We start from the raw sequence: 20,151 nt of genomic DNA on the forward strand, positions 1-20,151 counted from the left end.
CAGGCAGAAGAGTGGCCTGGGTGGTTGCTCCGGACTGAACCGATCGCATGTTTGCATTCAATTAAAGGAATAAATAATGCCCACTCAAAATGTTGGAAAGTTCTTTGATTTTCGCGCCAGGGTCACCGCTCCCACGTGGACGATCGATCCTGGTCATGGCCTGGATGCAGGTGTTGTTTCTGGAGTTGCACATCGGCGTTCCAGCGGCATGGAGCAGGTGGTCGAGCTGGGCACATCGAGCCTTGATGTGCTTCAGGCGGGTGGCAGTTTTCCGCAGCTGTTCAGCGTCGAGTTGAATGAAGACAGGCTCAAGGGGGCGAAAAAGGTCCAGATCTACTTTGACGGCATCACCAGTGATGGTGTGATCTTGATGAATGATTACGAAGAGGCCGGTTCTGCACGCAATGTTGGCGTTCAACTGCTGGATAGCGAGGGAAAAGTCGTGCTTCTGGGCCATGAAGGCCGTGCCGAGTACCCGGTGGCACCGGGTTTCAGGCTGTCCTTCGCAGCGAGGTTGGTCAGCTCCGGCGGGCCTGTGGAAGCCGGTGAGTTTTCCTCGTTTGCGGAGTGCGTGATCCTGTATGCCTGACGGCAGGCAAGCGGTTCACGCAGACGTTGAATCATGCGGAAAGCCAGACGGTGGTGCTTTTTTACTGACGTCAACAAGGTGACGAATCGGCCATGGCCTGAAAAAACATGTGGTTATTTAAGGGCTTAGAAAGCATTTAGGGTAAAAATAACCTCAAAATATATTGTTACATGTTCTCGGGGACGTTAAGATAGCCCCGCGTTCACCTACCACGGTTTATGCATTTTTAGCCCCAAGTGTCCATCAGCTACTTGGGCTTTTTTTTGCCTGAAATTTGCCTGCGGCGATCTTTCACGTCGCTCTGCAAGGCAAAAAAAAGGTTCTTCACGGATTACCGGGAAAGACGCTCTTGATCTTCATGAAAAAGAATTCGCTATCCCGGTAACCGTACGCCATTCGTTTGATGACCTTTATGCGATTGTTTATTCCTTCCAGCTGACCGGTGTGCATCGGCCAGCGAACGCGGCTGACGATGCCCCGCCAGTAACTCTTTAGCCGTTTGGCGAACTGGATCAGTGCCGGTATTTCGCTTTCATGAGCATGGCGCAACCATTGCTTCCAGGCCGATCTCCAGCTCCAAGCGGTATTCGGCGTCCAGAGCGTTTTGAGTTCAGCCTTCATCAAGTAGACCGTCATCAACGCTTGGTTGGCCGCCAGCAAATCCTGCAAGTGAACCTGTTGTTCCGGCGTTTTCAGATTCTGTGGATTGCGTAGCAGTAGCCATCGCGCTTGCTTGATGACCTTACGAGCAGGCTTGTCGTGGCGTAGCCGATTAGCCTCGTCAACGCGGACCCGATCAATCACCTCTCGGCCATATTTGGCCACCACATGGAAGAGGTCATAGACCACGCGCGCTTTGGGGCAGTGCCGGCGAACCTCCAGGTCAAAAGCGGTGTTCATGTCCATCGCCACCGCTTCGATTCGGGCGCAACCCTCTGTTCCCAACTCTTCGAAGAACGGCCTGACCGCCGCACGGCTGCGGCCTTCGCCGATCCACAGCACTCGTCGTGTATCTGCATCCAGCACCACACTGGCGTAACGATGGCCCTTGAACAGAGCGAACTCGTCCATCACCAGACGCCGTGGTTGCGCCTTCGGCAGATCGCTCAATGCCGTTTGCAAGGCGCGACGCTCTAGCAGCCGAACGGTGTCCCAATGCAACCCAAACAGTTGAGCCACGTGTAACGTGGGAAGGCGCTCGCAGGCTTGAATCACCGCATCGGCCAAGCGGCGCGTCATACGGGCATAGCGATCCAGCCAACTGACAGTCTCCATGCGTTTGCCGCAGTCACGACAGCCAACACGTCTGAGCAAAACGCTGAGGCGCACTGCACGGCCGAGAATGGGCAAATCACGAACGACTCGCTCGCAATACTCGTGAGTGGTTGAACAGGGCTTTTGGCATCCACCACAGGAAGGGAGTCGGGTGGTGTGGGGCGTCAGATCGATCTGTAGGGCATCGCCATCAGGCTTGATCGTGACGACAGAAAAGCCCTCCCAAAAAGGAAGGAAAGTATTAATATCGTGCATAAGAACGCCGGTTTTTTAGATGTGTTTGCTCGCACGAACATCATCAATCAAATCGGCGTTCTTGTTTCTGTGTTTCCCGGAATTCCGTGAAGAACCAAAAAAAAGCCCGCGGGGAGCGGGCCAATAGTTGAATGAGCAGGGTGAAATCTACCCGCCTGGCGCCCGGCTCACAGTGAAAGAAATTTCATCTGGCCGTACCCACCCGCAATCGCCGCCGACTCTGGCCAGCTCAGCTCAATAACCGCCACCCATATCACTCGTGCCACTGCCTGGAGCCCTGGCTTTCTGCTGGGCGTGGCTCCATTCGGCGCAGGTGAGGAAGCTGGTGTGGTCGACTTTGCCGTTGCCGTCGAAGCTGACATTGAACGGCTGTTTATGACCGGCCTGGGTCAACACATAGTCGAAGCAGGTCCCGAGTTCCACGGTGCGCGGGGTGACGGACAAGGGTTCGCCGCCGATCTGTCGGACCTGGTCCTGGGTCATGCCGGTCTCGACCTTCGCCACCAGCGGTTGATTGCGGTAGACGTGGGAATTGCTGGTGCAACCGGAGGCAGCTGATAACAGGATGATCATGACGATAAGTGTTTTGCTCATGGCAGGGCTCCCGATGGTAGGTGTCGTGAAGAGACGCCTGATGCATCAGTTGAAGTAAAGCCGAGCGACGAGGGCGGCGAGCAGTATTCGCGAAGGGCGGGACGAGGGGATGGCGGATAGACAAAAAGCCCGCATGGGCGGGCTTTTTGCAGAGGGGGAGCTGATCCGTCAGCTGCAGCCAGTGTGCGCTTGCGCTATGGCCCTAGCAACGACAGGGCGACGAAACGCAGGCCTTGGCGCGGACTGATAACGCAGCTCATGATTCGACTGCGGCAGACCTTCCAAAACGCCATAAGCACGGCGGAAAAAGGTCGTTTGCTCGAGTGCCATTCGTCAGCTGTTTTGCACCCCGCGCCGGAATGGCCCTCTTATTGAAAGAACATTCCATCCTGGTCGGGAGGTATCCATGAATACGAACAGGCCCACTGGCCCGCGTTCATCCGAGCACGCTTCCGGCAAGGACGAACTGGGCTTCGACCCTGACTCCCCGGACCTGGCTGATCCGCAGGTGGACCCCATAGGTCCGGCGAAAGCACCCAGGGACAACAAGCCGGAGAAAGAACCCAAGTCCCGGGCGTATGACCCGCTGGGGAACCTGAAGCCCAAGTGAAACACAGGCAGGGTACTCCGGCTTCGTAGCGATGGATGGAACCCACGCCCGCGCGGACCGGGTGTAAGGTGTTCGCGACAACCTCGGACGATCTCTACCGAAAGGGAGGCGATTATGAGCGTTCCAATGCTGAACAAGATGCACATGAACGGCTATGACGTGGTCAGCGTCAACAGCGGCCCCTGGCGGGTCTGCACCAAGGGCGACCGTCTTGGCTCCTTTGGCACCCGGGAAGAGGCCCTGGCCTACGCGGCAGCCTTGCCGGCCTACAAGGCGAAGGCCAAGAAGATTGCGCAAGGGGCCAACACCCGATAACCCCATCCACGACCCTGCCCGACAGCCTGGCGTGTTCCCGGGCTGTCGGGTGTTCTTTTACCCTCAGGCCGGCGACTGGGCCTGGGCGGACTTCCAGCCCTTGAGCTCCTCTGCGATGAAATGCTGCACCAGGTCGCTGTAGAGCTTTTCGATGGCATCGGCGTTCAGACCCTCGGCCTGGGCCCATTCCCGGCGTTGCAGGAGCATGGCGCGAAAACGCTCGGGCGCGCGCACGGCGGTTTCCGAGGTCTTGAATTTCGATGCGGCCATGACGTAGCGCAAACGTTCGCCCAGCAGCTGGATGACAACCTGGTCGAGGCGATCGATCTCGCGGCGGATATCCTCCATGCCTGCGCATTGTTCGGGGGCTAGCGACTGAATGACGTCCATGTGAATACTCCAGTGGGGAAAGGATCTGCGGTTATCCGCTGGCGGATTTAATCACGGACAGGCTCGCCCTTGGCAGCACCGTGCAGACCGCTGCGCCAGCCTCGCGCGGCATGCTCTGCATGGCTGCCTGCCGAGCGTCTGTTACCATCGCGTTTTTTTGCGACCCCGCCCGGGTTCAGGGCAGGGTCGCGCCGGTCAAAGGAGAATGCCGTGATTATCACTACCACCCACGCGATCGCGGGGCGAGAGATCGCCGAGTACCTGGATATCGTGAGCGCCGAGTCCGTGCAGGGGATCAACGTCGTGCGTGACGTCTTCGCCGGAATGCGCGACTTTTTCGGTGGGCGTTCCCAGACCCTGGAACGGGCGCTGAAAGAAGCCCGGGTGCAGGCGACCGACGAGATCAAGGAACGTGCCCGCGATATTCGCGCGGATGCGGTGATCGGCCTGGACTACGAGATCAGCATGCCCAGCGGCCGTGGCGGCATGGTGGTGGTTTTTGTCACCGGCACCGCCGTCAGGCTCAAGTAAAGCGGCGTCTCCCCGCATCACGCAGCCCCGCCCGTGTGCGGGGCTTTTTTATGCCTGGCATCCTCTGCCAGACCGCCGCCCGGCCCTTGGCGATCGCCCATAAAAAAGACCCACCGGGGGAGCGGTGGGCCAGTCGGGAGTCTTCAATAAGCGTGAGCCACTTTAGCGAAGCCTTGGCGGGTTCACAGTGAAAGAAATTTCATCATTGCCGGCGAGTGGCTGCACCACCCGGTTGTCCACGGTTTCAGGCGCGGCGGCTGGCGGCATTGAGCCGGCGGCACTCGCGCATGGCGTCCTCTTCCAGGTCGTAGCCATCGCCGATGAAGCCGTCGGTGCGGGTGTCGGCGATGCGGTACCAGTGGGCGGCGATCGGCGCGCCGTGGGCGGCTTCCCCGGCGCGTCGACCCTGAATGATGATCTTGTTGCAGCGCTTTACGACAAAAATGTCTTCCATGGCGCTTCCCTGGTTGATAGCTGCTCAGAGCAACTATAGAAGCAACTCTGAAATTCGCGCAAAAGCCTGTTCATTGGCCGGCCTCGTCCAGTCTCCAGCCCGCTGCCGTCCATTGCAGCCGGTGGCTGGGTGCCATGGCGGCGAGGAACTCGCGGTCGTGGGACACCACCAGCATCGCGCCCGGGAAATCGCGCAGGGCGCTTTCGAAGGCTTCCACCGATTCCAGGTCCAGGTGGTTGGTCGGTTCGTCCAGGAGCAGCAGCTTGGCCGGCGTCTCACGCCACAGGGCAATCGCCAGCGCGGCCTTGAGGCGTTCGCCGCCGCTGAGCCGGCCACAGGGCTGGGTCACGCGCTGGGCATCGAGTTGCAGCCAGGCCAGGCGGCTGCGCAGCAGGCCTTCCTGCAGTGGCCGGTCGAGCGCCCCCAGGTGGTCGAGGATCGAACGCTCGGGATCGAGCAGCGACAGGCGCTGGTCAAGGCAAGCACTGGCCAGCCGCACCTGGCACTGGCCGCTCAAGGGCTGGATCTCGCCGGCCAGCATCTTCAGCAGCGTGGATTTTCCGCAGCCATTGGGCCCGCTGACCGCGATGCGCATGGGCCCGGTGACGGTCAGGTCGAGGTAGCTGGAGGCGGCCTCGGGCGGCAGCCAAGGCAATTGCGCTCGGGTCAGGCAGAACACCTGTTGCCCCTGGGGCACCGCGGTGCCGGGCAGCGTCACCAGGGTTGGCGCCTCCGGCACCACCCGCGCATAGGCGTCGCGGACTTGCTGATCGAGGTTGTTCTTGTGGCCCTGCTGACGGTTGCGCACGTGGCCCATGATGTCCCGAGCGGCGCTTTTTATCTTCCTCCGTTCAAAGCTGGCGATGTTGGCGGTGTCGGCATAACGTCGGGCGCCGGCGGCGTGGCGCTGGATGGTGTCGTGTTCGCGTTGCAGGCGTTTTTGTTCGCGACTGCGTTCGGTTCGCGCGTGCTCCAGGGCGGCCCGCGCCGCGCCGTGCTCGGCTTCGCGCTGGGCGCGGAATGCCGCGTAGTTGCCGCCGTAGACTCGCGCGCCGTGAGGCGTGAGTTCGACGATGCGCTGCATCTGCGCGAGCAGCTGGCGGTCATGGCTGATCAGCAGCAGTCCGCCGCGCCACTGCTGGAGCTGCGTCAGCAGCCACTGGCGACCGGGCTCGTCGAGGTGGTTGCTGGGTTCGTCGAGTATCAGCAGCTGGGCATCGCTGAGCAGGGCGCCGATCACCGCGATACGCGCGCGTTGCCCGCCGCTGAGGCTGGCGGCCGGATCGTCGGGGCCGACCGTGTCGAGACCGGCCTCGTCCAGCAGGCGGCGCAGGCGTTCGCCAAGGTCCCAGCGCTCGTCGACCTGCGCCAGGTCGGCCATCGAGGCCTGGCCCGCGGCGAGGCGCTCGAGGGCGGCCAGGGCCTCAGCGATGCCGGTGACCTGGGCAACGCTCTGGCCCTCCTGCGCCAGGTGTTCCTGGGCCACATAAGCCAGGCGGGCGAAGCGCGTGACGCTGCCCGAGGACGGCGCAAGCTCGCCGGCGATCAGGCGCGCGAGCACGCTCTTGCCAGTGCCGTTACGCCCGACTATGCCGGTGGGCAAGGCATCGAATGTCAGGTCGAGTGAATCGAACAGGGTTTCGCCATGGGCGAACTGGAATGTCAGCTGGTTCAGGGAAACCAGCGCAGGCAGCCGTGTGACGTGAGTCATCAGCACCTCCGGAGAATGTCGAAAAAGGCCAACAAGCGCAGCAAGGCGGCTTGTCGCGAATACATTTCTGGAAGGCTTAGTTGTTCACGTCGGCAATCGTCCGGTGACGGGGAAGGGCGGCTAGCCTAACGCGCGGGTGGGCCGGATGACAACCCGCGGCGCGGCTATCGCGAGCAAGCTCGCTCCTACAGATCCAATACTCGCCCTGGTAGGCGCGAGCTTGCTCGCGAGAAACGCTTGCGCCCGGTGCGCGGCTCAGGCGAGCACGGCCACCGCCTTGATCTGCGCCCAGAGTTGCTGGCCCGGGTGCAGTTGCAGCTGGTCGCGGGAATAGCGGGTGATTCGCGCCAGCAGCGGGGTGCCGGCGACGTCCAGGCGCACCAGGACATGGGCGGTGTTGTCGGCGGGGATTTCGCCGCTGACCGTCACCGGCAGGCGGTTGAGGATGCTGCTGTGTTCGCCGGCCTGCAGGCTGAGGCTGACGTCCCGCGCCTGGACCTTGAAGCGCAGGTGCTTGCCGATGGCCATCGGCGCATGGGCGACCCGCACCCGCAACTGGCTGCCGGGCAGTTGCAGGGCGAGCAACTGGTAGCCGGCGTCGTAATGGGTGACCTGGCCTTCGATCACCACCCCGGCGTCGTCGCCCAGGGCCAGGGGCAGGTCGAGACGGGCCAGGGTTTCGCCGATCGGCCCGCTGGCCAGGGCGCGGCCGTTTTCCAGCAGCACGATATGGTCGGCCAGGCGCGCCACCTCATCCTGGGAATGGCTGACATACAGCACCGGGATCTCCAGCTCGTCATGCAGGCGTTCGAGGTACGGCAGGATCTCGCTTTTGCGTTTGCTGTCGAGGGCCGCCAAGGGCTCGTCCATCAGCAGCAGCCGCGGGCTGGTCAGCAGCGCGCGGGCAATGCCGATGCGCTGGCGCTCGCCGCCGGACAGGTTGTGCGGATGGCGCTGCAGCAGGTGGCCGATGCCCAGCAGCTCGGTGGCCTGGGCCATGTCCACACGGCGTTGTGCACGCGGGATGCGCTTGAGGCCGAACTCCAGGTTGGCCTGCACCGAGAGGTGGGCGAACAGGCTGGCTTCCTGGAACACGTAGCCCAGGGAACGTTTGTGCGGTGGCATAAACAGCTGGCGTTCACTGTCCTGCCAGACTTCGTCGTTGATCCGTACCTGGCCCTGTTCAGCCTGCTCCAGGCCGGCGATGCAGCGCAGGCAGGTGGTCTTGCCGGAGCCGGAATGCCCGTACAAGGCGGTGACGCCACGGCCCGGCAGCTCCAGGTCGAGATCCAGGTCGAAGGTTTTGTAACGGCGCTTGAGGCGCACATGGATCGATGCACTCACGACTCAACTCCAGCCAGCGCGGGTTTTGCGGCTGGAGTACAACGCCAGCAACACCAGGAACGAGAACACCAGCATGGCGGCGGCCAGCCAGTGGGCCTGGGCGTATTCCAGGGCTTCGACGTGGTCGTAGATCTGCACCGAGACCACCCGGGTTTTTTCGGGAATATTGCCGCCGATCATCAGCACCACGCCGAACTCGCCGACGGTGTGGGCAAAACCGAGAATGGCCGCGGTGATGAAGCCCGGCCTGGCCAGCGGCAGGATCACGCTGAAGAAGGTGTCCCAGGGATTGGCGCGCAGGGTCGCCGCCACTTCCAGCGGACGGGTGCCGATCGCGGTAAAGGCGTTCTGCAGCGGCTGCACGACAAAGGGCATGGAATAGATCACCGAGCCAATCACCAGGCCGCTGAAACTGAAGGTCAGGGTGCCCAGGCCGAGGGCCTGGGTGAGTTGGCCGATATAGCCGTTGGGGCCGAGGGCGAGCAGCAGGTAGAAGCCGATCACCGTCGGCGGCAGGACCAGGGGCAGGGCGACGATGGCGCCGATCGGCCCCCGCAGCCACGAGCGAGTGCGCGACAGCCACAAGGCAATCGGCGTACCGACGATCAGCAGGATCAGGGTCGTCAGCGACGCCAGTTGCAGGGTCAGCCAGATGGCGGAAAAGTCGGCACTCGATAGCGGCATTTAGAGTTGGTAACCGTAGGACTGGATGACGGCCGCGGCTTTCGCTCCCTTGAGGTAGTCAACCAGGGCCTTGGCCGCCGGGTTGTCCTTGCCCTTGTTGAGGATCACCGCGTCTTGTTTGATCGGGTCGTGCATCTGCGCCGGGACTATCCAGGCCGAGCCGCTGCTGACTTTGCCGTCTTTGTAGATCTGCGACAAGGCGACAAAGCCCAGTTCGGCATTGCCGGTGGAGACGAACTGATAGGCCTGGGTGATGTTCTGGCCTTCGACGATCTTGCCCTTGACCTGCTCGGTCAGCCCCAGCCTGGCCAATACCTGGGTGGCGGCCAGGCCGTAAGGCGCGGCTTTCGGGTTGGCGATGGACAGGTGCTGGTAGTGGTTGTCCTTGAGCACCTGGCCCTTGCTGTCGACGTAGGCATCCTTGGCCGACCACAGCGCCAGGGTACCGATGGCGTAGGTGAAGCGCGAGCCCTTGACGGTGGCGCCTTCGCTTTCGAGTTTTTCCGGAGTGCTGTCGTCGGCGGCGAGGAAGACTTCGAACGGCGCGCCGTTCTTGATCTGGGTATAGAACTGCCCGGTCGCGCCATAGGCGGCCACCAGCTTGTGCCCGGTGTCTTTCTCGAAGTCGGCGGCGATCGCCTGGATCGGCGCGGTGAAGTTGGCGGCGACCGCGACCTGGACTTCATCGGCCTGGGCCGAGCCGAAAGCGCAGGCGGCGAGCACAGCGGCAAGGCAGGTCGGGGCAAAACCTGAGAAACGACGGTTCATGAACAGCTCCAGTGGCAAAAGGACGTTGGGCAGTGGGGGATATGGAAAGGGACTGCACCGGGGGTGGGTGAAACGCTGTATACGGAAATATATAGCGAATCGCCAGCGAACGGAACTGGGGCAGGAGCTGGAGTGGGCAGCGGGCCGCGAGCGGACTCGCGGCCCTGGGGCTTTTAGCTTCTGTTGAGCTTGGCCAGGGCTTGCTCGGCCAGCGTGCGGGTCAACTCGTAGGCCGGCAGTTCCAGTCCCAGGCGCAGGGCCTGGCCGGCCCAGAGGTTGGCGAAGTCGGCCTCATCCTTGGCGCGCAATGGCATCAGCGCGCCACCGGCGAGGGGAAAGGCCGGGGCCAGCGGGCTGATCGGGCCGATCTCGCGCATCACCCGGTTGACGATGCCCCGCGCCGGGCGGCCGGTGAACAGGTTGGTCAGGGCGGTCTGGCTGTCCTTGGCGGTGCGCAGGGCCTGGTGATGGGCGGCGCTGACCTTGGCTTCCGGGGTGAACAGGTAGGCGGTGCCCAGTTGCGCCGCCGAGGCGCCGAGGGCGAAGGCGGCGACTATGCCGCGGGCGTCGCCGATCCCGCCGGCGGCGATCACCGGCACCTGCACCGCATCGACGATCTGCGGCACCAGAGCCATGGTGCCGACCTGGGTGTTGAGGTCTTCGCTGAGGAAGATCGCCCGATGGCCGCCGGCCTCGTAGCCCATGGCGATGATCGCGTCACAGCCGCGCCGTTCCAGCCAGATCGCCTCATCGACGGTGCTGGCCGACGACAGCACCTTCGCCCCGGTGGCCTTGACCCGCGCGAGCAGGGCCGGCTCCGGCAGGCCGAAGTGGAAGCTGACGATTTCCGGACGCAGCTCTTCCACCAGCTCGCAGCTGACGGCGTCGAAGGGCGCGCGGCTGCTGACCGGGGTCGGCGCCTCGAAGTCGGCGCCGAGTTCGCGGTAGTAGGGTTCCAGGGCGTTTTTCCAGCGGATTTCCTGTTCCGGGTCGGGGGTGGGGTTCTGGTGGCAGAAGAAATTCAGGTTCAGCGGCGCGCGGGTCGTCTGGCGAATGCTCTGCACTTCCTGGCGAATCTGCTCGGGGCTGAGCATGGCGCAGGGCAGGGAGCCCAGCGCGCCGGCCTGGGCGGCGGCGATCACCATGGCCGTAGTGGTGGCGCCGGCCATGGGCGCCTGGATGATCGGCAGCTCGATGCCCAGCAGGTCGAGAATACGGGTGTCAGGCCATTGGCTCATGTTGAATGATTCTCCGACGTCAAAAAGATAAGGACGGCAACCCGGGGGGTTGTATCAGGAGATGGACGACCAAGGCCAGTCGACTTTGGCCGGAGCCTGGCGATCCCCTGTAGGAGCGAGCTTGCTCGCGAGACGGGATCAGGGCCGCCACCTGGGCTGCCAGTGATAAGGCTATCGCGGGCAAGCCTCGCTCCTACGGGCAGGGTGTGGCCTACGACGAAAAGAGCGTGGATTTTTCCCGCACGGGCTGGGAAGGTGGGGGCTTTGCAAGCTGAAACTCAAGTTCACGGCCCGGCCATGGGCCCATCGGGAGGCAGTCATGTTCAAGGGTATTTTGATCGAGAAAGACGACGCCGGTTATCGCGCGGCGCTGCGCGAGATTGACGAAGCGCAGTTGCCCGAGGGCAATGTGACGGTGCGGGTGGCCTACAGCACCCTGAACTTCAAGGATGGCCTGGCCATCACCGGCAGCAGCCCGGTGGTGCGCAAGTTTCCCATGGTCCCGGGGATCGATCTGGCGGGCATCGTCGAAGACAGCAGCCACCCGGATTACCAGCCCGGCGACCAGGTGTTGCTCAACGGCTGGGGCGTGGGCGAAGGACACTGGGGCGGGCTGGCGCAGAAGGCGCGGCTGGACGGCGACTGGCTGATTCCCTTGCCCCAGGCGTTCAGCGCGGCCGAGGCCATGGCCATCGGCACGGCCGGGTACACGGCGATGCTCAGCATCCTGGCGCTGGAGCGCCACGGCCTGACTCCGAACCAGGGCGAGGTGCTGGTCACCGGGGCCAATGGTGGGGTCGGCAGCTTTGCCATAGCCCTGCTGGCCCGGCTCGGTTATCAGGTGGTGGCATCCACCGGGCGCACTGCCGAGCAGGACTACCTCAAGCGCCTGGGCGCCAGCGAGATCATCGACCGCGCCAGCCTGTCCGCGCCGGGCAAGCCTTTGGCCAAGGAGCGCTGGGCGGCGGTGATCGACTCGGTGGGCAGCCATACCCTGGCCAATGCCTGCGCCAGCACCCAGGCCAACGGCACCGTGGCCGCTTGCGGGCTGGCCCAGGGCATGGACTTCCCGGCGTCGGTAGCACCCTTCATTCTGCGGGGCGTGACCCTGGTCGGGATCAACAGCGTGACCCAGCCCAAGGCCCGGCGCATCGAGGCCTGGCAGCGCCTGACCCGCGACCTGGACCCGGCCCTGCTGCCGTTGATCAGCCATGAGATCGGCCTCAGCGAAGCCATCGCTGCCGCATCGCGCCTGCTGGCCGGCGAGTTGCGCGGGCGCGTGGTGGTGGATGTGAATCGCTGATACCGTGCGCGCCGGTCACCCAGATAAACGCCAGACAGGAGTACGAAGCATGGATGTCAAACTGCGAGAGATTCAGCCTTTCTGCGTTTCGGGCTTGCAGGTGCGTACCTGCAATGCCGATGAGCAACAAGCGGACAGCGCGCGGATCGGGCCGATGTGGGAGCGGTTTTTTGTCGAAGGCCTGTTCGACAGCATCGGCCACCGGCAGTCGGACTCGTTCATCTACGGCGTGTACTCCAACTACGAGTCCGATGCCTCGGGGCACTTCGATGTCACCGCCGGTGTGGCGGTGGGTGAGGGCAATGCCGACTATCCGCTGGTGCAGGTACAGGGCGGTGAGTACCTGGCGTTCTCCGCCAAGGGGCCGATGCCGCAGGTGGTGATCCAGACCTGGGGCCTGGTCTGGGCCTACTTCGAGGACAACCCGCAGGTCCGTCGGCGCTTCGCCACGGACTTCGAGGTGTACACCGGGCCGGAATCGGTGTCGGTGTACATCGGCATTCAAGCCTCGGACGAGCCCTCGCGCTCGAGCAACTGACGCTTGCGCTCCACGCCCCAGCGGTAGCCGGACAGGTGGCCGTCGCTGCGCACCACCCGGTGGCAAGGGATCGCCACCGCCAGGCTGTTGGCGCCACAGGCCTGGGCCACGGCGCGAAAGGATTTCGGCGCGCCGATCCGCTGGGCGATCTCGGCGTAGCTGGCGGTGCTGCCCGGCGGAATCTCCTTGAGGGCCAGCCACACCCGCTCCTGGAAGGCCGTACCTTGCAGGTCCAGCGGCAGGTCGAGGCCAATGGCCGGCGCTTCGATAAACCCCACCACCTTGGCCACCAGTTGCTCGAAGTCCTGGTCGGCGCCGATCAGGTTGGCCCGCGGGAATTTGTCCTGCAGGTCCTGCACCAGGGCATTGGGGTCGTCGCCCAGCAGGATCGCGCAGACCCCACGATTGCTCTGGGCGACCAGGATCGCCCCCAGGGAGCACTGGCCGACGGCGAAGCGGATATCGGCGTTCAGGCCGCCGGCGCGGTAGTCGCTGGGTTTCATCCCGAGCAACTGGTCGGCGGTTTCATAGAAGCGGCTATTGGAGTTGAAACCGGCGTCGTACAGCGCGTCGGTCACCGAATGGCCGTGCTCCAGCTGGCGCCGCACCCGCCGCGAACGGTGGGCGCTGGCGTAGCCTTTGGGGGTCAGCCCGGTGGCGGCCTTGAACACCCGGTGAAAGTGGAAACTGCTCATGCCGGCTTGCTCGGCCAGCTGTTTCAGGCTGGGCGGTGCTTCGGCCGACTCGATCTGCCGGCATGCGGCCGCTACCAGGCTGGCATGGTGCGCGGCTACCTGGGTCTGGTCGCTGGCGCTGCGTTTGCTCGGCCGGTAACCGGCGGCCTCGGCTTGTTCCGCGGTGTCGAAGAACTCGACGTTCTCCGGCCGGGGCAGGCGCGACAGGCTGCTGGGGCGGCAGTAGACCCCGGTGGTTTTCACCCCATAGACGAACTGGCCATCGGCGCGCGCATCACGGGCCAGGACGGCGAGCCAGCGGGGATCGCTTGCGGTGGTGGGCTTGGGCTGGACCATGGTCATGGACTCTACTCGGTGGCGGTTGTCGCTCAGATTAACCAAGGGCAGGGGGCCTGGCACTCCGAGTCTTGCGCTTGAATTCCCGCGGGATCAACCGGCCCGGCGAAAGGTCAGGTTGATGCGCCGTGGGCCCAGCAGCGGGTGCGTGCCGTCCTTGAGCGGCAGCACGCCGTGATAGCGCAGGCGGTCGACGCCGCCCCAGACCACCACATCGCCATGCAGCAGCGGCACCCGCAACGGGCGGTCGCTGCGCCGCTCGCCACCCAGCTGAAACACCGCCGGCAAGCCCAGGGAGACGGAGACGATCGGCGCGTCGTAGTCGCGCTCATCCTTGTCCTGGTGCAGGGACATGCGGGCGCCGGGTACATAGTGATTGATCAGGCAGGCGTCCGGATCGAACCCGGCAAAACCGGCCTGGGTCGCGGCGGCCTGTGCCAGTTCGCGCAACACTTCGGGCATCGCCGGCCAGGGCTGGCCGCTCTGCGGATCGAGGGCGGTGTAACGGTAGCCGCTGCGGTCGGTGGTCCAGCCCAGCTCGCCGCAACTGCTCAGGCCGACCGACATGGTGAAGCCGCCCGGCGTGACCATCTGCCGGAACGGCGCGGCCCGCAGTACGTCACGCAGGGCTGGCAGCAGGCGCTCGACCCAGGGCAGGGCGAAGCCACGGAACACGAAGGACTGCGGGCCGACCTGTTCGGTGCGGGGCGCCTGTTGCAGTTCGGGTTCGCCGAACAGCTCGGCGGTGAAGTTAGCGTTACTGGGCATCGTGGAAGATCACTCCTAGCGTATGGCGGCGGCCGCTGTGCAGGCGGCTGACGCCATGGCGCAACGTCACCCGGTAATGGCCGCGCACGCCGGGTACCGGACGATGATGCACGGCGAAGATCAGCGCATCACCCTGCTTCAGATCGATGACCTGCGGCCGCGACTGCATGCGCGGGCGCTGTTCGGTGATGACGAATTCGCCGCCGCTGAAGTCGGCGCCGGGGCGTGACAGCAGGATCGCCACCTGCAAGGGGAATACGTTGTCGCCATACAAGTCCTGGTGCAGGCAGTTGTAATCCTGCGGGCCATATTGCAGCAACAAGGGCGTCGGCCGCTGCTGACCGGCGGCGTGGCAGCGCTGGAGAAAGTCTTCGTGCCGGGGCGGATATTGCACGGGGATATTCATCAGCTGGTTCCAGCGGTTGGCCAGCGGCACCAGGTGCGGATAGAACTGGCCGCGCAGTTCGGCGACCAGCTTCGGCAAGGGGTAGGCGAAATACTGGTATTCGCCGCGGCCGAAACCGTGCCTGGCCATGACCACTCGCGAACGAAACAATTCGCTGCGCGGATACAAACTGCTGAGCTCATGACATTCATCGGCGCTGAGCAGGTTGCCGATCACTGTGCTGCCGTCCTGATCGAGCTGCCGCTCGATCGAGGGCCAGTCCAGGCAGGCAAGACGCTGTGCGAGGGAGGGGGCGGACATCCTGGCGTTCCTGAGGCAGAGGCTGATATCCGCCAGTCTAGGAAGCGCGCGGGCCGCTCACACTCCGCTGCTTGCGCTCGAATTCGTCACAGAAGCAGGGGCTTACAGCGCCTTGCTCACGCTGACGTCGCTGATGACGTCGTCGGTCTGGCCGTGCAGGGCTTCCAGTGCGGCCTTGGCTTCTTCCTGGGTGCCGCTTTCCAACTGGGCGAACTCGAAACGGCGTTCGCCGTTGAGTTTGTATTTGATGACGTACTTGGTCGTTTGGGCCACGGTGATACCTGTTTGTCGCGGACTGGGGCGGGGTTCAGCGCAGTTTCGAGCTGGACCGGCGGATGATCTTGATCGAATGGGTCAGGTTCGGCTTGCGGGTGACGCTGATGGGCCGGCGGTTGACGGTGTCGATGGTGATGTTCCAGAAGCCGGTGCTCGGTGCGGTGATCTTGGCCGGGAACTTGTCGAACGCGCCGCCATGATAAGTGTGACGTCCGCCGTTCTTGAAGCTTCGGAAGTTGGCGTCGTTCATCAGGCGGATGTTGCAGACCTGGGAGCATTCGATGACGACGATATCGTCTTCGTTGAGGTGCTCGCGCTGGTGGATAAATTTCATGGGCGCCTCCAGAAGGGCTTTTGCTACAAAATCAAAACGATGGCGCAGTTTATCAGGCCGCGGCCGGCGGCTTTGACAATTTAAAACAGTTATTTGCCGATTATTTAGGATAAATCTGACTGATCCGGAGAAAAATGCCATTTCTGCGGTCGGACGGTCTTTATCGGAGGAAATGTATGAAGTGGGGTGTGTTGATTCTGGCCTTGGCGATCAGTGGTTGTGCGACAGTCTCGGACATTAACCAGACACTGCCCACCCTGAACGTGATTTCAGGGAAAAAACCGCAGGAGTACGCCAAGTGCGTCAGCGACAAACTGGCTGACAGCCGTGGCCAGTTGCAGGTCGAACCGCATAAGGACGGTATGCGCGTTATCGTTCCGCAGAAACTGTCGGCAGGGCCGACCGCGGTGTTCGATATCGAGGAGCGTTCCGGCGGCAGCAGCATCAAGCTGCATGAAAGCATGTCCAATGTGCCCATGCGTCCGGGCGATATCCGCAAGGCGGCGGAGGACTGCATTTCCGGCTGATCGCCGAGGGATTTTTCAAGAGCCCGCCCTGGCCCGGATTTCCGTGGCGAGGGCGGGCTTTTTTGTGCCCGGTGACAAGGCAGGCTCGGTGGGTTTCGCGTTGTAGCCAAAGGTCTATTGGCCTACTCTTTGTAGGCTTATATAAAATAAGCCTAAGGATATAACTAGAAAAATGGAGTTCGCCATGATCCCCATGGATCGAATACTGCTGAGCAGCCTGATGCTGTTTTTTGTCGCCAGTGCCCAGGCCGTGGATGGGCAGAAAGTGTTTACCCAGGGTGGAGCGCAGCCCGGCGCCACGGCCTGCCTGGCCTGTCACGGTGGTGATGGCCTGGGTTTGGCAGCCGCCGGATTTCCACGTCTGGCGGGATTGTCGGCGGGTTACCTGCGCAAGCAGCTGGAAGATTTTCGCAGCGGTGCGCGCAGCAATCCGGTCATGCAGCCACTGGCCAAGGCCCTGAGCGATGACGAGATAGACGCGGTCAGCCAGACCCTGGCGGCCATGCCGGCTGTGACGCCAGCGCCGATCAACCGCAGCGCCATGGCCGAGGGGGTCGGTGCAAGGCTGGCCCTGCGTGGCGCCTGGGAGCGGCAGGTTCCGGAGTGCGTGATTTGCCATGGACCGGGTGGCGTGGGTGTCGGAGACGCCTTTCCGCCGTTGGCCGGGCAGCCCGCGGCTTATCTGATCGGGCAGTTGAATGCCTGGCGCGACGGCACGCGCCGCAACGACCCGAACGATCTGATGGGACACATCGCCAAGGCCCTGAGCCCCGAGGAAATCACGGCGGTGGCCGACTACTTTGCCAAGGTCGGCAGCCTGTCCGCCAAGGCCGATAACCAGGAGCCCAAGCCATGAGCCGTGATCTTCTATTGGGCTTTTCCCTCGTCTTGCTGGCGACCCAGGTTCATGGCGCCGCGGTCACCATGGAAGACCAATCACAGTTGCGGGAGCCGGCAGCGAGTGCTGTCCATCCCCAGTATTTCCAGCCACCAGCAGAGAGCGAACTGCCAGACAATGCCTACGGCAAGATGGTCCGCGACGGTTATGCGCTGTTCGTCGATACCAAACGCCTGGCGCCGAAGTTCGTCGGCAATGGGCTCAATTGCAGCAATTGCCACCTGGATCAGGGGCGGCTGGCCAACTCCGCGCCGCTGTGGGGCGCCTATCCGATGTACCCGGCGTATCGCAAGAAGAACAACAAGGTGAACACCTACGCCGAGCGCTTGCAGGGCTGCTTCCAGTTCAGCATGAACGGCACGCCGCCGGCTGCCGACAGCTACGAGATCACCGCGTTGTCGGTGTACTCCTATTGGCTGGCGAGCAAGGCACCGATCGGTGTCGAGTTGCCCGGGCGTGGTTATCCCGAGGTGCCGCAACCGGCCCAGGGCTACGACCTGGCCCGTGGCGAGCAGGTGTACCGGGCGCAATGCGCGGTCTGCCATGGCGATAACGGCCAGGGCCAGAAGGTCGGCGCCGACTATGTCATGCCGCCGCTCTGGGGCAAGGACTCGTACAACTGGGGCGCCGGCATGCACCGGATCAACACCGCCGCGTCCTTTATCAAATACAACATGCCCCTGGGCAAGGCCGGCAGCCTGAGCGACCAGCAGGCCTGGGACGTGGCGGCGTTCGTCAATCGCCATGAGCGGCCGCAGGATCCGCGGCTGGTGGAGGGCTCGATCGAGAAGACCCGGCTCAAGTTCCACGCCAACGACGGGGTCAATCTGTATGGCCAGACGGTAGATGGCGTGCTGATTGGCCAGGGCATCCGATAAACTGTCGGCCATTGTCAAAGATGCCGTCGAAACCCAGGTTTCGGCGGCATCGTTTTTTGGGAGAAAGCATGAAGCGCGAAACAGTCCGGGAGAGGCATGCAGAGGGGCATATCTCTGCGACCCATGTGATTCAGAATCCGGCGAATTCCGGGGAATGGATCGTGTTCTTCAAGAAAAGCGCGGGGCGCAGCTATTTTCTTGTGGATGATAACGATGAAGTCGAGTCATTCGACCGGCTGGACGACCTGATCGAAACCATTCGTAACCTGGGCATCAAGTTTGCCGAGATTCATATGTAGGCCGGGTGTCTGTTACTTGCAGACCACTACGACACTGCGGCTTTTGTAGTTGCCGACATCCGCCCCCAGGGTCTTGTCGCTTTCCTTGAGTGACGGCGTGCCGTCGGTGCCGATGATCCGATAGCCGGTGCCGGCACAGGAGGCGTCGGCCTTTTCATAGCAGCTGGCCCAGGAGCTGGCCTCGCCGGAGCAATCGATGCTCAGGCCTTGTTCGCCGTTTTCCAGGTAGGTATCGGAAACGGTGGCGCATCCGCTCAGGGCCAGTACCGCAGTCAGTGCCAGAAGTTTGTGCATGGGTGTGGTCGTCGTCGAGAAGTTTGAGCCCCGGGGGAGGGCTGGACACCCTTGGCGAGCGTCTGGGACGAGATGCTATAGCGAACCGCCACTGCGGTACAGATCGGCATGAAAAAGCCCTGCGCGGGGCAGGGCTCTTCGGTGCGGGGACAGTCTCAGGACTTGGGGCTGCGACGCGCCGAGGCGTGGCCGGCCGAATCCTCGAACACCGATGCCACTTCGACTGCCATCGCCTCGCTGGCGAAAGGCCCGGCGACGTTCTCGCCCTGGGCACTGACCAGCCACCACTGGCCATCTTTCAACTGTTTGATCTGGTAACCGTTTACGCTTTTTGTTGCCGACATCTATCTGCCTCGTTGGCGGGGTTCAAGGGCGCCATGATAGCGGGAAACGAGCCGCTGCAAGAGTGCGGACGAGGGTTCAAACGCAGAAAATCAAGGCTTTGCGGCCAGATGGCGGTTTACGGCGCGGGCTATCTGTACGATGCTGCGCAGCTATGTTCGCAGCCAGTGCGGAACTATCCGCGGCAATATTTCTCTTAGATGGCAGCGGTTAGCCAGCGCGGCCCATTGTAAGGTGCACGCGGCCTGATTAGACTGCGCCGAAATTCGTACGTACAGCCCTTTTAAGGACTCATATGATCAAGAAATGCTTGTTCCCAGCAGCCGGTTACGGTACTCGCTTCCTGCCAGCGACTAAAGCCATGCCCAAAGAAATGCTGCCGGTGGTGAACAAGCCACTGATCCAGTACGGCGTTGAAGAAGCACTGGACGCTGGCCTGAACGAAATCTCCATCGTCACCGGTCGCGGCAAGCGCGCCCTGGAAGACCACTTCGACATCAGCTACGAGCTGGAAAACCAGATCAAGGGCACCGACAAGGAAAAATACCTGGTCGGCATCCGCAAGCTGCTGGACGAGTGCTCGTTCTCCTACACCCGCCAGACCGAGATGAAAGGCCTGGGTCACGCGATCCTGACCGGCCGTCCACTGATCGGCGACGAGCCGTTCGCCGTGGTCCTGGCGGACGACCTGTGCGTGAACCTGGAAGGCGACGGCGTCCTGACCCAGATGGTCAAGCTGTACAAGCAGTATCGCTGCACCATCGTCGCGATCCAGGAAGTCGACCCGCAGGAAACCAACAAGTACGGGGTGATCGCCGGTGACCTGATCGGTGACGACCTCTACCGCGTGCGCAACATGGTCGAGAAGCCGAAGCCGGAAGACGCTCCGTCGAACCTGGCGATCATCGGTCGTTACATCCTGACCCCGGACATCTTCAGCCTGATCGAACAGACCGAGCCAGGCAAAGGCGGCGAGATCCAGATCACTGACGCCCTGATGAAGCAGGCGCAGGACGGTTGTGTGATTGCCTACAAGTTCAAGGGCAAGCGTTTCGACTGCGGTGGCGCCGAAGGCTACATCGAAGCGACCAACTTCTGCTTCGAACACTTCTACAAGACCGGCAAGGCTTACTGATAGCCCGCTTGGTCCTTGTACTGAAAAGCCACCTTCGGGTGGCTTTTTCGTTTTATGCCCCTAT

General features: G+C 62.9%; 27 protein-coding genes. 11 read left to right on the forward strand and 16 right to left on the reverse strand.

Features of this window, described 5'->3' with window-relative positions; all coding sequences use genetic code 11:
• Positions 1 to 76: 76 nt before the first annotated feature.
• Positions 77 to 589 (forward strand): fimbrial protein, encoded by a 513-nt coding sequence (locus NRG23_RS00800; RefSeq protein ID WP_028682521.1) that lies wholly within the window; start codon positions 77 to 79, stop codon positions 587 to 589.
• Between the two features lie 324 nt (positions 590 to 913).
• On the opposite strand, the gene NRG23_RS00805 is transcribed toward NRG23_RS00800, so the two are convergent.
• Both NRG23_RS00805 and osmE read right to left on the reverse strand, forming a co-directional pair.
• Complete coding sequence (locus NRG23_RS00805) at positions 914 to 2,119, reverse strand: ISL3 family transposase (RefSeq protein WP_257371463.1); 1,206 nt, start codon at positions 2,117 to 2,119, stop codon at positions 914 to 916.
• 234 nt (positions 2,120 to 2,353) lie between these two features.
• Positions 2,354 to 2,713, reverse strand: coding sequence for an osmotically-inducible lipoprotein OsmE (gene osmE, locus NRG23_RS00810; protein ID WP_124355115.1), 360 nt, complete (start codon positions 2,711 to 2,713; stop codon positions 2,354 to 2,356).
• Between the two features lie 406 nt (positions 2,714 to 3,119).
• Here osmE and NRG23_RS00815 point away from each other — a divergent pair, with 406 nt between their 5' ends.
• Both NRG23_RS00815 and NRG23_RS00820 read left to right on the forward strand, forming a co-directional pair.
• A complete protein-coding gene (locus tag NRG23_RS00815; protein ID WP_009049361.1) occupies positions 3,120 to 3,323 on the forward strand; it encodes a DUF6021 family protein in 204 nt (67 codons plus the stop codon).
• Between the two features lie 114 nt (positions 3,324 to 3,437).
• A complete protein-coding gene (locus tag NRG23_RS00820) occupies positions 3,438 to 3,638 on the forward strand; it encodes a hypothetical protein (RefSeq protein ID WP_016704205.1) in 201 nt (66 codons plus the stop codon).
• A 63-nt stretch (positions 3,639 to 3,701) separates the two neighbouring features.
• Here the strand turns inward: NRG23_RS00820 and NRG23_RS00825 are convergent, their stop codons facing one another.
• Positions 3,702 to 4,028 (reverse strand): isochorismate lyase, encoded by a 327-nt coding sequence (locus tag NRG23_RS00825; protein WP_009049359.1) that lies wholly within the window; start codon positions 4,026 to 4,028, stop codon positions 3,702 to 3,704.
• Between the two features lie 210 nt (positions 4,029 to 4,238).
• Here NRG23_RS00825 and NRG23_RS00830 point away from each other — a divergent pair, with 210 nt between their 5' ends.
• Positions 4,239 to 4,559: a YbjQ family protein gene (locus NRG23_RS00830; protein WP_009049358.1), complete on the forward strand. Its 321-nt coding sequence runs from the start codon at positions 4,239 to 4,241 to the stop codon at positions 4,557 to 4,559.
• A 244-nt stretch (positions 4,560 to 4,803) separates the two neighbouring features.
• On the opposite strand, the gene NRG23_RS00835 is transcribed toward NRG23_RS00830, so the two are convergent.
• The 6 genes from NRG23_RS00835 to NRG23_RS00860 form a co-directional block, all read right to left on the reverse strand.
• Positions 4,804 to 5,013: a hypothetical protein gene (locus tag NRG23_RS00835; RefSeq protein ID WP_009049357.1), complete on the reverse strand. Its 210-nt coding sequence runs from the start codon at positions 5,011 to 5,013 to the stop codon at positions 4,804 to 4,806.
• Positions 5,014 to 5,083: 70 nt separating this feature from the next.
• A complete protein-coding gene (locus NRG23_RS00840; protein ID WP_257373506.1) occupies positions 5,084 to 6,724 on the reverse strand; it encodes an ABC-F family ATP-binding cassette domain-containing protein in 1,641 nt (546 codons plus the stop codon).
• Positions 6,725 to 6,979: 255 nt separating this feature from the next.
• Positions 6,980 to 8,068: a molybdenum ABC transporter ATP-binding protein gene (modC, locus tag NRG23_RS00845; RefSeq protein ID WP_257373507.1), complete on the reverse strand. Its 1,089-nt coding sequence runs from the start codon at positions 8,066 to 8,068 to the stop codon at positions 6,980 to 6,982.
• 3 nt (positions 8,069 to 8,071) lie between these two features.
• The gene (gene modB / locus NRG23_RS00850; protein WP_009049354.1) at positions 8,072 to 8,752 is read right to left on the reverse strand and encodes a molybdate ABC transporter permease subunit; all 681 of its coding nucleotides are present in this window, start codon (positions 8,750 to 8,752) and stop codon (positions 8,072 to 8,074) included.
• Positions 8,753 to 9,520 (reverse strand): molybdate ABC transporter substrate-binding protein, encoded by a 768-nt coding sequence (modA, locus tag NRG23_RS00855; RefSeq protein ID WP_028682525.1) that lies wholly within the window; start codon positions 9,518 to 9,520, stop codon positions 8,753 to 8,755.
• A gap of 173 nt (positions 9,521 to 9,693) precedes the next feature.
• Entirely contained in the window at positions 9,694 to 10,758 is a 1,065-nt protein-coding gene (locus tag NRG23_RS00860; protein ID WP_257373508.1) for a nitronate monooxygenase family protein, read from the reverse strand.
• 319 nt (positions 10,759 to 11,077) lie between these two features.
• Here NRG23_RS00860 and NRG23_RS00865 point away from each other — a divergent pair, with 319 nt between their 5' ends.
• Both NRG23_RS00865 and NRG23_RS00870 read left to right on the forward strand, forming a co-directional pair.
• Entirely contained in the window at positions 11,078 to 12,061 is a 984-nt protein-coding gene (locus NRG23_RS00865; protein WP_257373509.1) for an MDR family oxidoreductase, read from the forward strand.
• A gap of 49 nt (positions 12,062 to 12,110) precedes the next feature.
• The gene (locus NRG23_RS00870; RefSeq protein ID WP_257373510.1) at positions 12,111 to 12,599 is read left to right on the forward strand and encodes a GyrI-like domain-containing protein; all 489 of its coding nucleotides are present in this window, start codon (positions 12,111 to 12,113) and stop codon (positions 12,597 to 12,599) included.
• Here NRG23_RS00870 and ada read toward each other — a convergent pair.
• The 5 genes from ada to NRG23_RS00895 form a co-directional block, all read right to left on the reverse strand.
• Positions 12,563 to 13,636 carry a bifunctional DNA-binding transcriptional regulator/O6-methylguanine-DNA methyltransferase Ada gene (gene ada / locus NRG23_RS00875; protein WP_028682528.1) on the reverse strand — a complete coding sequence of 358 codons (1,074 nt, stop codon included), beginning with the start codon at positions 13,634 to 13,636 and terminating at the stop codon, positions 12,563 to 12,565. The genes NRG23_RS00870 and ada overlap by 37 nt on opposite strands.
• A gap of 87 nt (positions 13,637 to 13,723) precedes the next feature.
• On the reverse strand, positions 13,724 to 14,398 hold the full coding sequence (gene alkB / locus NRG23_RS00880; RefSeq protein ID WP_038632859.1) for a DNA oxidative demethylase AlkB: 675 nt from the start codon (positions 14,396 to 14,398) through the stop codon (positions 13,724 to 13,726).
• Positions 14,388 to 15,104, reverse strand: coding sequence for a 2OG-Fe(II) oxygenase (locus NRG23_RS00885; RefSeq protein WP_257373511.1), 717 nt, complete (start codon positions 15,102 to 15,104; stop codon positions 14,388 to 14,390). Before NRG23_RS00885 ends, alkB begins: the two co-directional genes overlap by 11 nt.
• A gap of 102 nt (positions 15,105 to 15,206) precedes the next feature.
• Positions 15,207 to 15,377 carry a hypothetical protein gene (locus NRG23_RS00890; protein ID WP_007921734.1) on the reverse strand — a complete coding sequence of 57 codons (171 nt, stop codon included), beginning with the start codon at positions 15,375 to 15,377 and terminating at the stop codon, positions 15,207 to 15,209.
• Positions 15,378 to 15,411: 34 nt separating this feature from the next.
• Entirely contained in the window at positions 15,412 to 15,714 is a 303-nt protein-coding gene (locus NRG23_RS00895; protein ID WP_007921735.1) for a DUF1883 domain-containing protein, read from the reverse strand.
• Positions 15,715 to 15,890: 176 nt separating this feature from the next.
• Between NRG23_RS00895 and NRG23_RS00900 the strand changes: the two genes are divergently transcribed.
• The 4 genes from NRG23_RS00900 to NRG23_RS00915 all read left to right on the forward strand — a co-directional run bounded on the left by NRG23_RS00900 (position 15,891) and on the right by NRG23_RS00915 (position 18,316).
• Entirely contained in the window at positions 15,891 to 16,241 is a 351-nt protein-coding gene (locus NRG23_RS00900; RefSeq protein WP_009049346.1) for a hypothetical protein, read from the forward strand.
• A 184-nt stretch (positions 16,242 to 16,425) separates the two neighbouring features.
• A complete protein-coding gene (locus tag NRG23_RS00905; protein ID WP_038636667.1) occupies positions 16,426 to 17,097 on the forward strand; it encodes a cytochrome c in 672 nt (223 codons plus the stop codon).
• Positions 17,094 to 18,017: a c-type cytochrome gene (locus tag NRG23_RS00910; RefSeq protein WP_009049344.1), complete on the forward strand. Its 924-nt coding sequence runs from the start codon at positions 17,094 to 17,096 to the stop codon at positions 18,015 to 18,017. Before NRG23_RS00905 ends, NRG23_RS00910 begins: the two co-directional genes overlap by 4 nt.
• Before the next feature lie 68 nt (positions 18,018 to 18,085).
• A complete protein-coding gene (locus NRG23_RS00915; protein ID WP_007921740.1) occupies positions 18,086 to 18,316 on the forward strand; it encodes a hypothetical protein in 231 nt (76 codons plus the stop codon).
• A gap of 12 nt (positions 18,317 to 18,328) precedes the next feature.
• Here the strand turns inward: NRG23_RS00915 and NRG23_RS00920 are convergent, their stop codons facing one another.
• Positions 18,329 to 18,610 (reverse strand): hypothetical protein, encoded by a 282-nt coding sequence (locus NRG23_RS00920; RefSeq protein ID WP_007921741.1) that lies wholly within the window; start codon positions 18,608 to 18,610, stop codon positions 18,329 to 18,331.
• 155 nt (positions 18,611 to 18,765) lie between these two features.
• Positions 18,766 to 18,954, reverse strand: a complete 189-nt coding sequence (locus NRG23_RS00925) for a hypothetical protein (RefSeq protein WP_007921742.1) — start codon at positions 18,952 to 18,954, stop codon at positions 18,766 to 18,768.
• Between the two features lie 293 nt (positions 18,955 to 19,247).
• On the opposite strand from NRG23_RS00925, the gene galU reads away from it, so the two are divergent.
• On the forward strand, positions 19,248 to 20,087 hold the full coding sequence (galU, locus tag NRG23_RS00930) for a UTP--glucose-1-phosphate uridylyltransferase GalU (protein ID WP_009049342.1): 840 nt from the start codon (positions 19,248 to 19,250) through the stop codon (positions 20,085 to 20,087).
• Positions 20,088 to 20,151: the final 64 nt, after the last annotated feature.

It is taken from the genome of Pseudomonas sp. T8 (genome assembly GCF_024610635.1).
Classification (GTDB): Bacteria; Pseudomonadota; Gammaproteobacteria; order Pseudomonadales; family Pseudomonadaceae; genus Aquipseudomonas; species Aquipseudomonas chlororaphis_I.

What these genes read in the sequence shown, in the direction of transcription:
- ada (WP_028682528.1), bottom strand. Translation starts at nt 13,636, where the DNA reads ATGACCATGGTCCAGCCCAAGCCCACCACCGCAAGCGATCCCCGCTGG.
- NRG23_RS00865 (WP_257373509.1), top strand. Translation starts at nt 11,078, where the DNA reads ATGTTCAAGGGTATTTTGATCGAGAAAGACGACGCCGGTTATCGCGCG.
- NRG23_RS00885 (WP_257373511.1), bottom strand. Translation starts at nt 15,104, where the DNA reads ATGTCCGCCCCCTCCCTCGCACAGCGTCTTGCCTGCCTGGACTGGCCC.
- NRG23_RS00800 (WP_028682521.1), top strand. Translation starts at nt 77, where the DNA reads ATGCCCACTCAAAATGTTGGAAAGTTCTTTGATTTTCGCGCCAGGGTC.
- NRG23_RS00910 (WP_009049344.1), top strand. Translation starts at nt 17,094, where the DNA reads ATGAGCCGTGATCTTCTATTGGGCTTTTCCCTCGTCTTGCTGGCGACC.
- osmE (WP_124355115.1), bottom strand. Translation starts at nt 2,713, where the DNA reads ATGAGCAAAACACTTATCGTCATGATCATCCTGTTATCAGCTGCCTCC.
- galU (WP_009049342.1), top strand. Translation starts at nt 19,248, where the DNA reads ATGATCAAGAAATGCTTGTTCCCAGCAGCCGGTTACGGTACTCGCTTC.
- NRG23_RS00915 (WP_007921740.1), top strand. Translation starts at nt 18,086, where the DNA reads ATGAAGCGCGAAACAGTCCGGGAGAGGCATGCAGAGGGGCATATCTCT.
- NRG23_RS00860 (WP_257373508.1), bottom strand. Translation starts at nt 10,758, where the DNA reads ATGAGCCAATGGCCTGACACCCGTATTCTCGACCTGCTGGGCATCGAG.
- modA (WP_028682525.1), bottom strand. Translation starts at nt 9,520, where the DNA reads ATGAACCGTCGTTTCTCAGGTTTTGCCCCGACCTGCCTTGCCGCTGTG.
- alkB (WP_038632859.1), bottom strand. Translation starts at nt 14,398, where the DNA reads ATGCCCAGTAACGCTAACTTCACCGCCGAGCTGTTCGGCGAACCCGAA.
- NRG23_RS00820 (WP_016704205.1), top strand. Translation starts at nt 3,438, where the DNA reads ATGAGCGTTCCAATGCTGAACAAGATGCACATGAACGGCTATGACGTG.
- NRG23_RS00840 (WP_257373506.1), bottom strand. Translation starts at nt 6,724, where the DNA reads ATGACTCACGTCACACGGCTGCCTGCGCTGGTTTCCCTGAACCAGCTG.
- NRG23_RS00835 (WP_009049357.1), bottom strand. Translation starts at nt 5,013, where the DNA reads ATGGAAGACATTTTTGTCGTAAAGCGCTGCAACAAGATCATCATTCAG.
- NRG23_RS00925 (WP_007921742.1), bottom strand. Translation starts at nt 18,954, where the DNA reads ATGTCGGCAACAAAAAGCGTAAACGGTTACCAGATCAAACAGTTGAAA.
- modB (WP_009049354.1), bottom strand. Translation starts at nt 8,752, where the DNA reads ATGCCGCTATCGAGTGCCGACTTTTCCGCCATCTGGCTGACCCTGCAA.
- NRG23_RS00825 (WP_009049359.1), bottom strand. Translation starts at nt 4,028, where the DNA reads ATGGACGTCATTCAGTCGCTAGCCCCCGAACAATGCGCAGGCATGGAG.
- NRG23_RS00920 (WP_007921741.1), bottom strand. Translation starts at nt 18,610, where the DNA reads ATGCACAAACTTCTGGCACTGACTGCGGTACTGGCCCTGAGCGGATGC.
- NRG23_RS00815 (WP_009049361.1), top strand. Translation starts at nt 3,120, where the DNA reads ATGAATACGAACAGGCCCACTGGCCCGCGTTCATCCGAGCACGCTTCC.
- NRG23_RS00900 (WP_009049346.1), top strand. Translation starts at nt 15,891, where the DNA reads ATGAAGTGGGGTGTGTTGATTCTGGCCTTGGCGATCAGTGGTTGTGCG.
- NRG23_RS00805 (WP_257371463.1), bottom strand. Translation starts at nt 2,119, where the DNA reads ATGCACGATATTAATACTTTCCTTCCTTTTTGGGAGGGCTTTTCTGTC.
- NRG23_RS00905 (WP_038636667.1), top strand. Translation starts at nt 16,426, where the DNA reads ATGATCCCCATGGATCGAATACTGCTGAGCAGCCTGATGCTGTTTTTT.
- NRG23_RS00895 (WP_007921735.1), bottom strand. Translation starts at nt 15,714, where the DNA reads ATGAAATTTATCCACCAGCGCGAGCACCTCAACGAAGACGATATCGTC.
- NRG23_RS00870 (WP_257373510.1), top strand. Translation starts at nt 12,111, where the DNA reads ATGGATGTCAAACTGCGAGAGATTCAGCCTTTCTGCGTTTCGGGCTTG.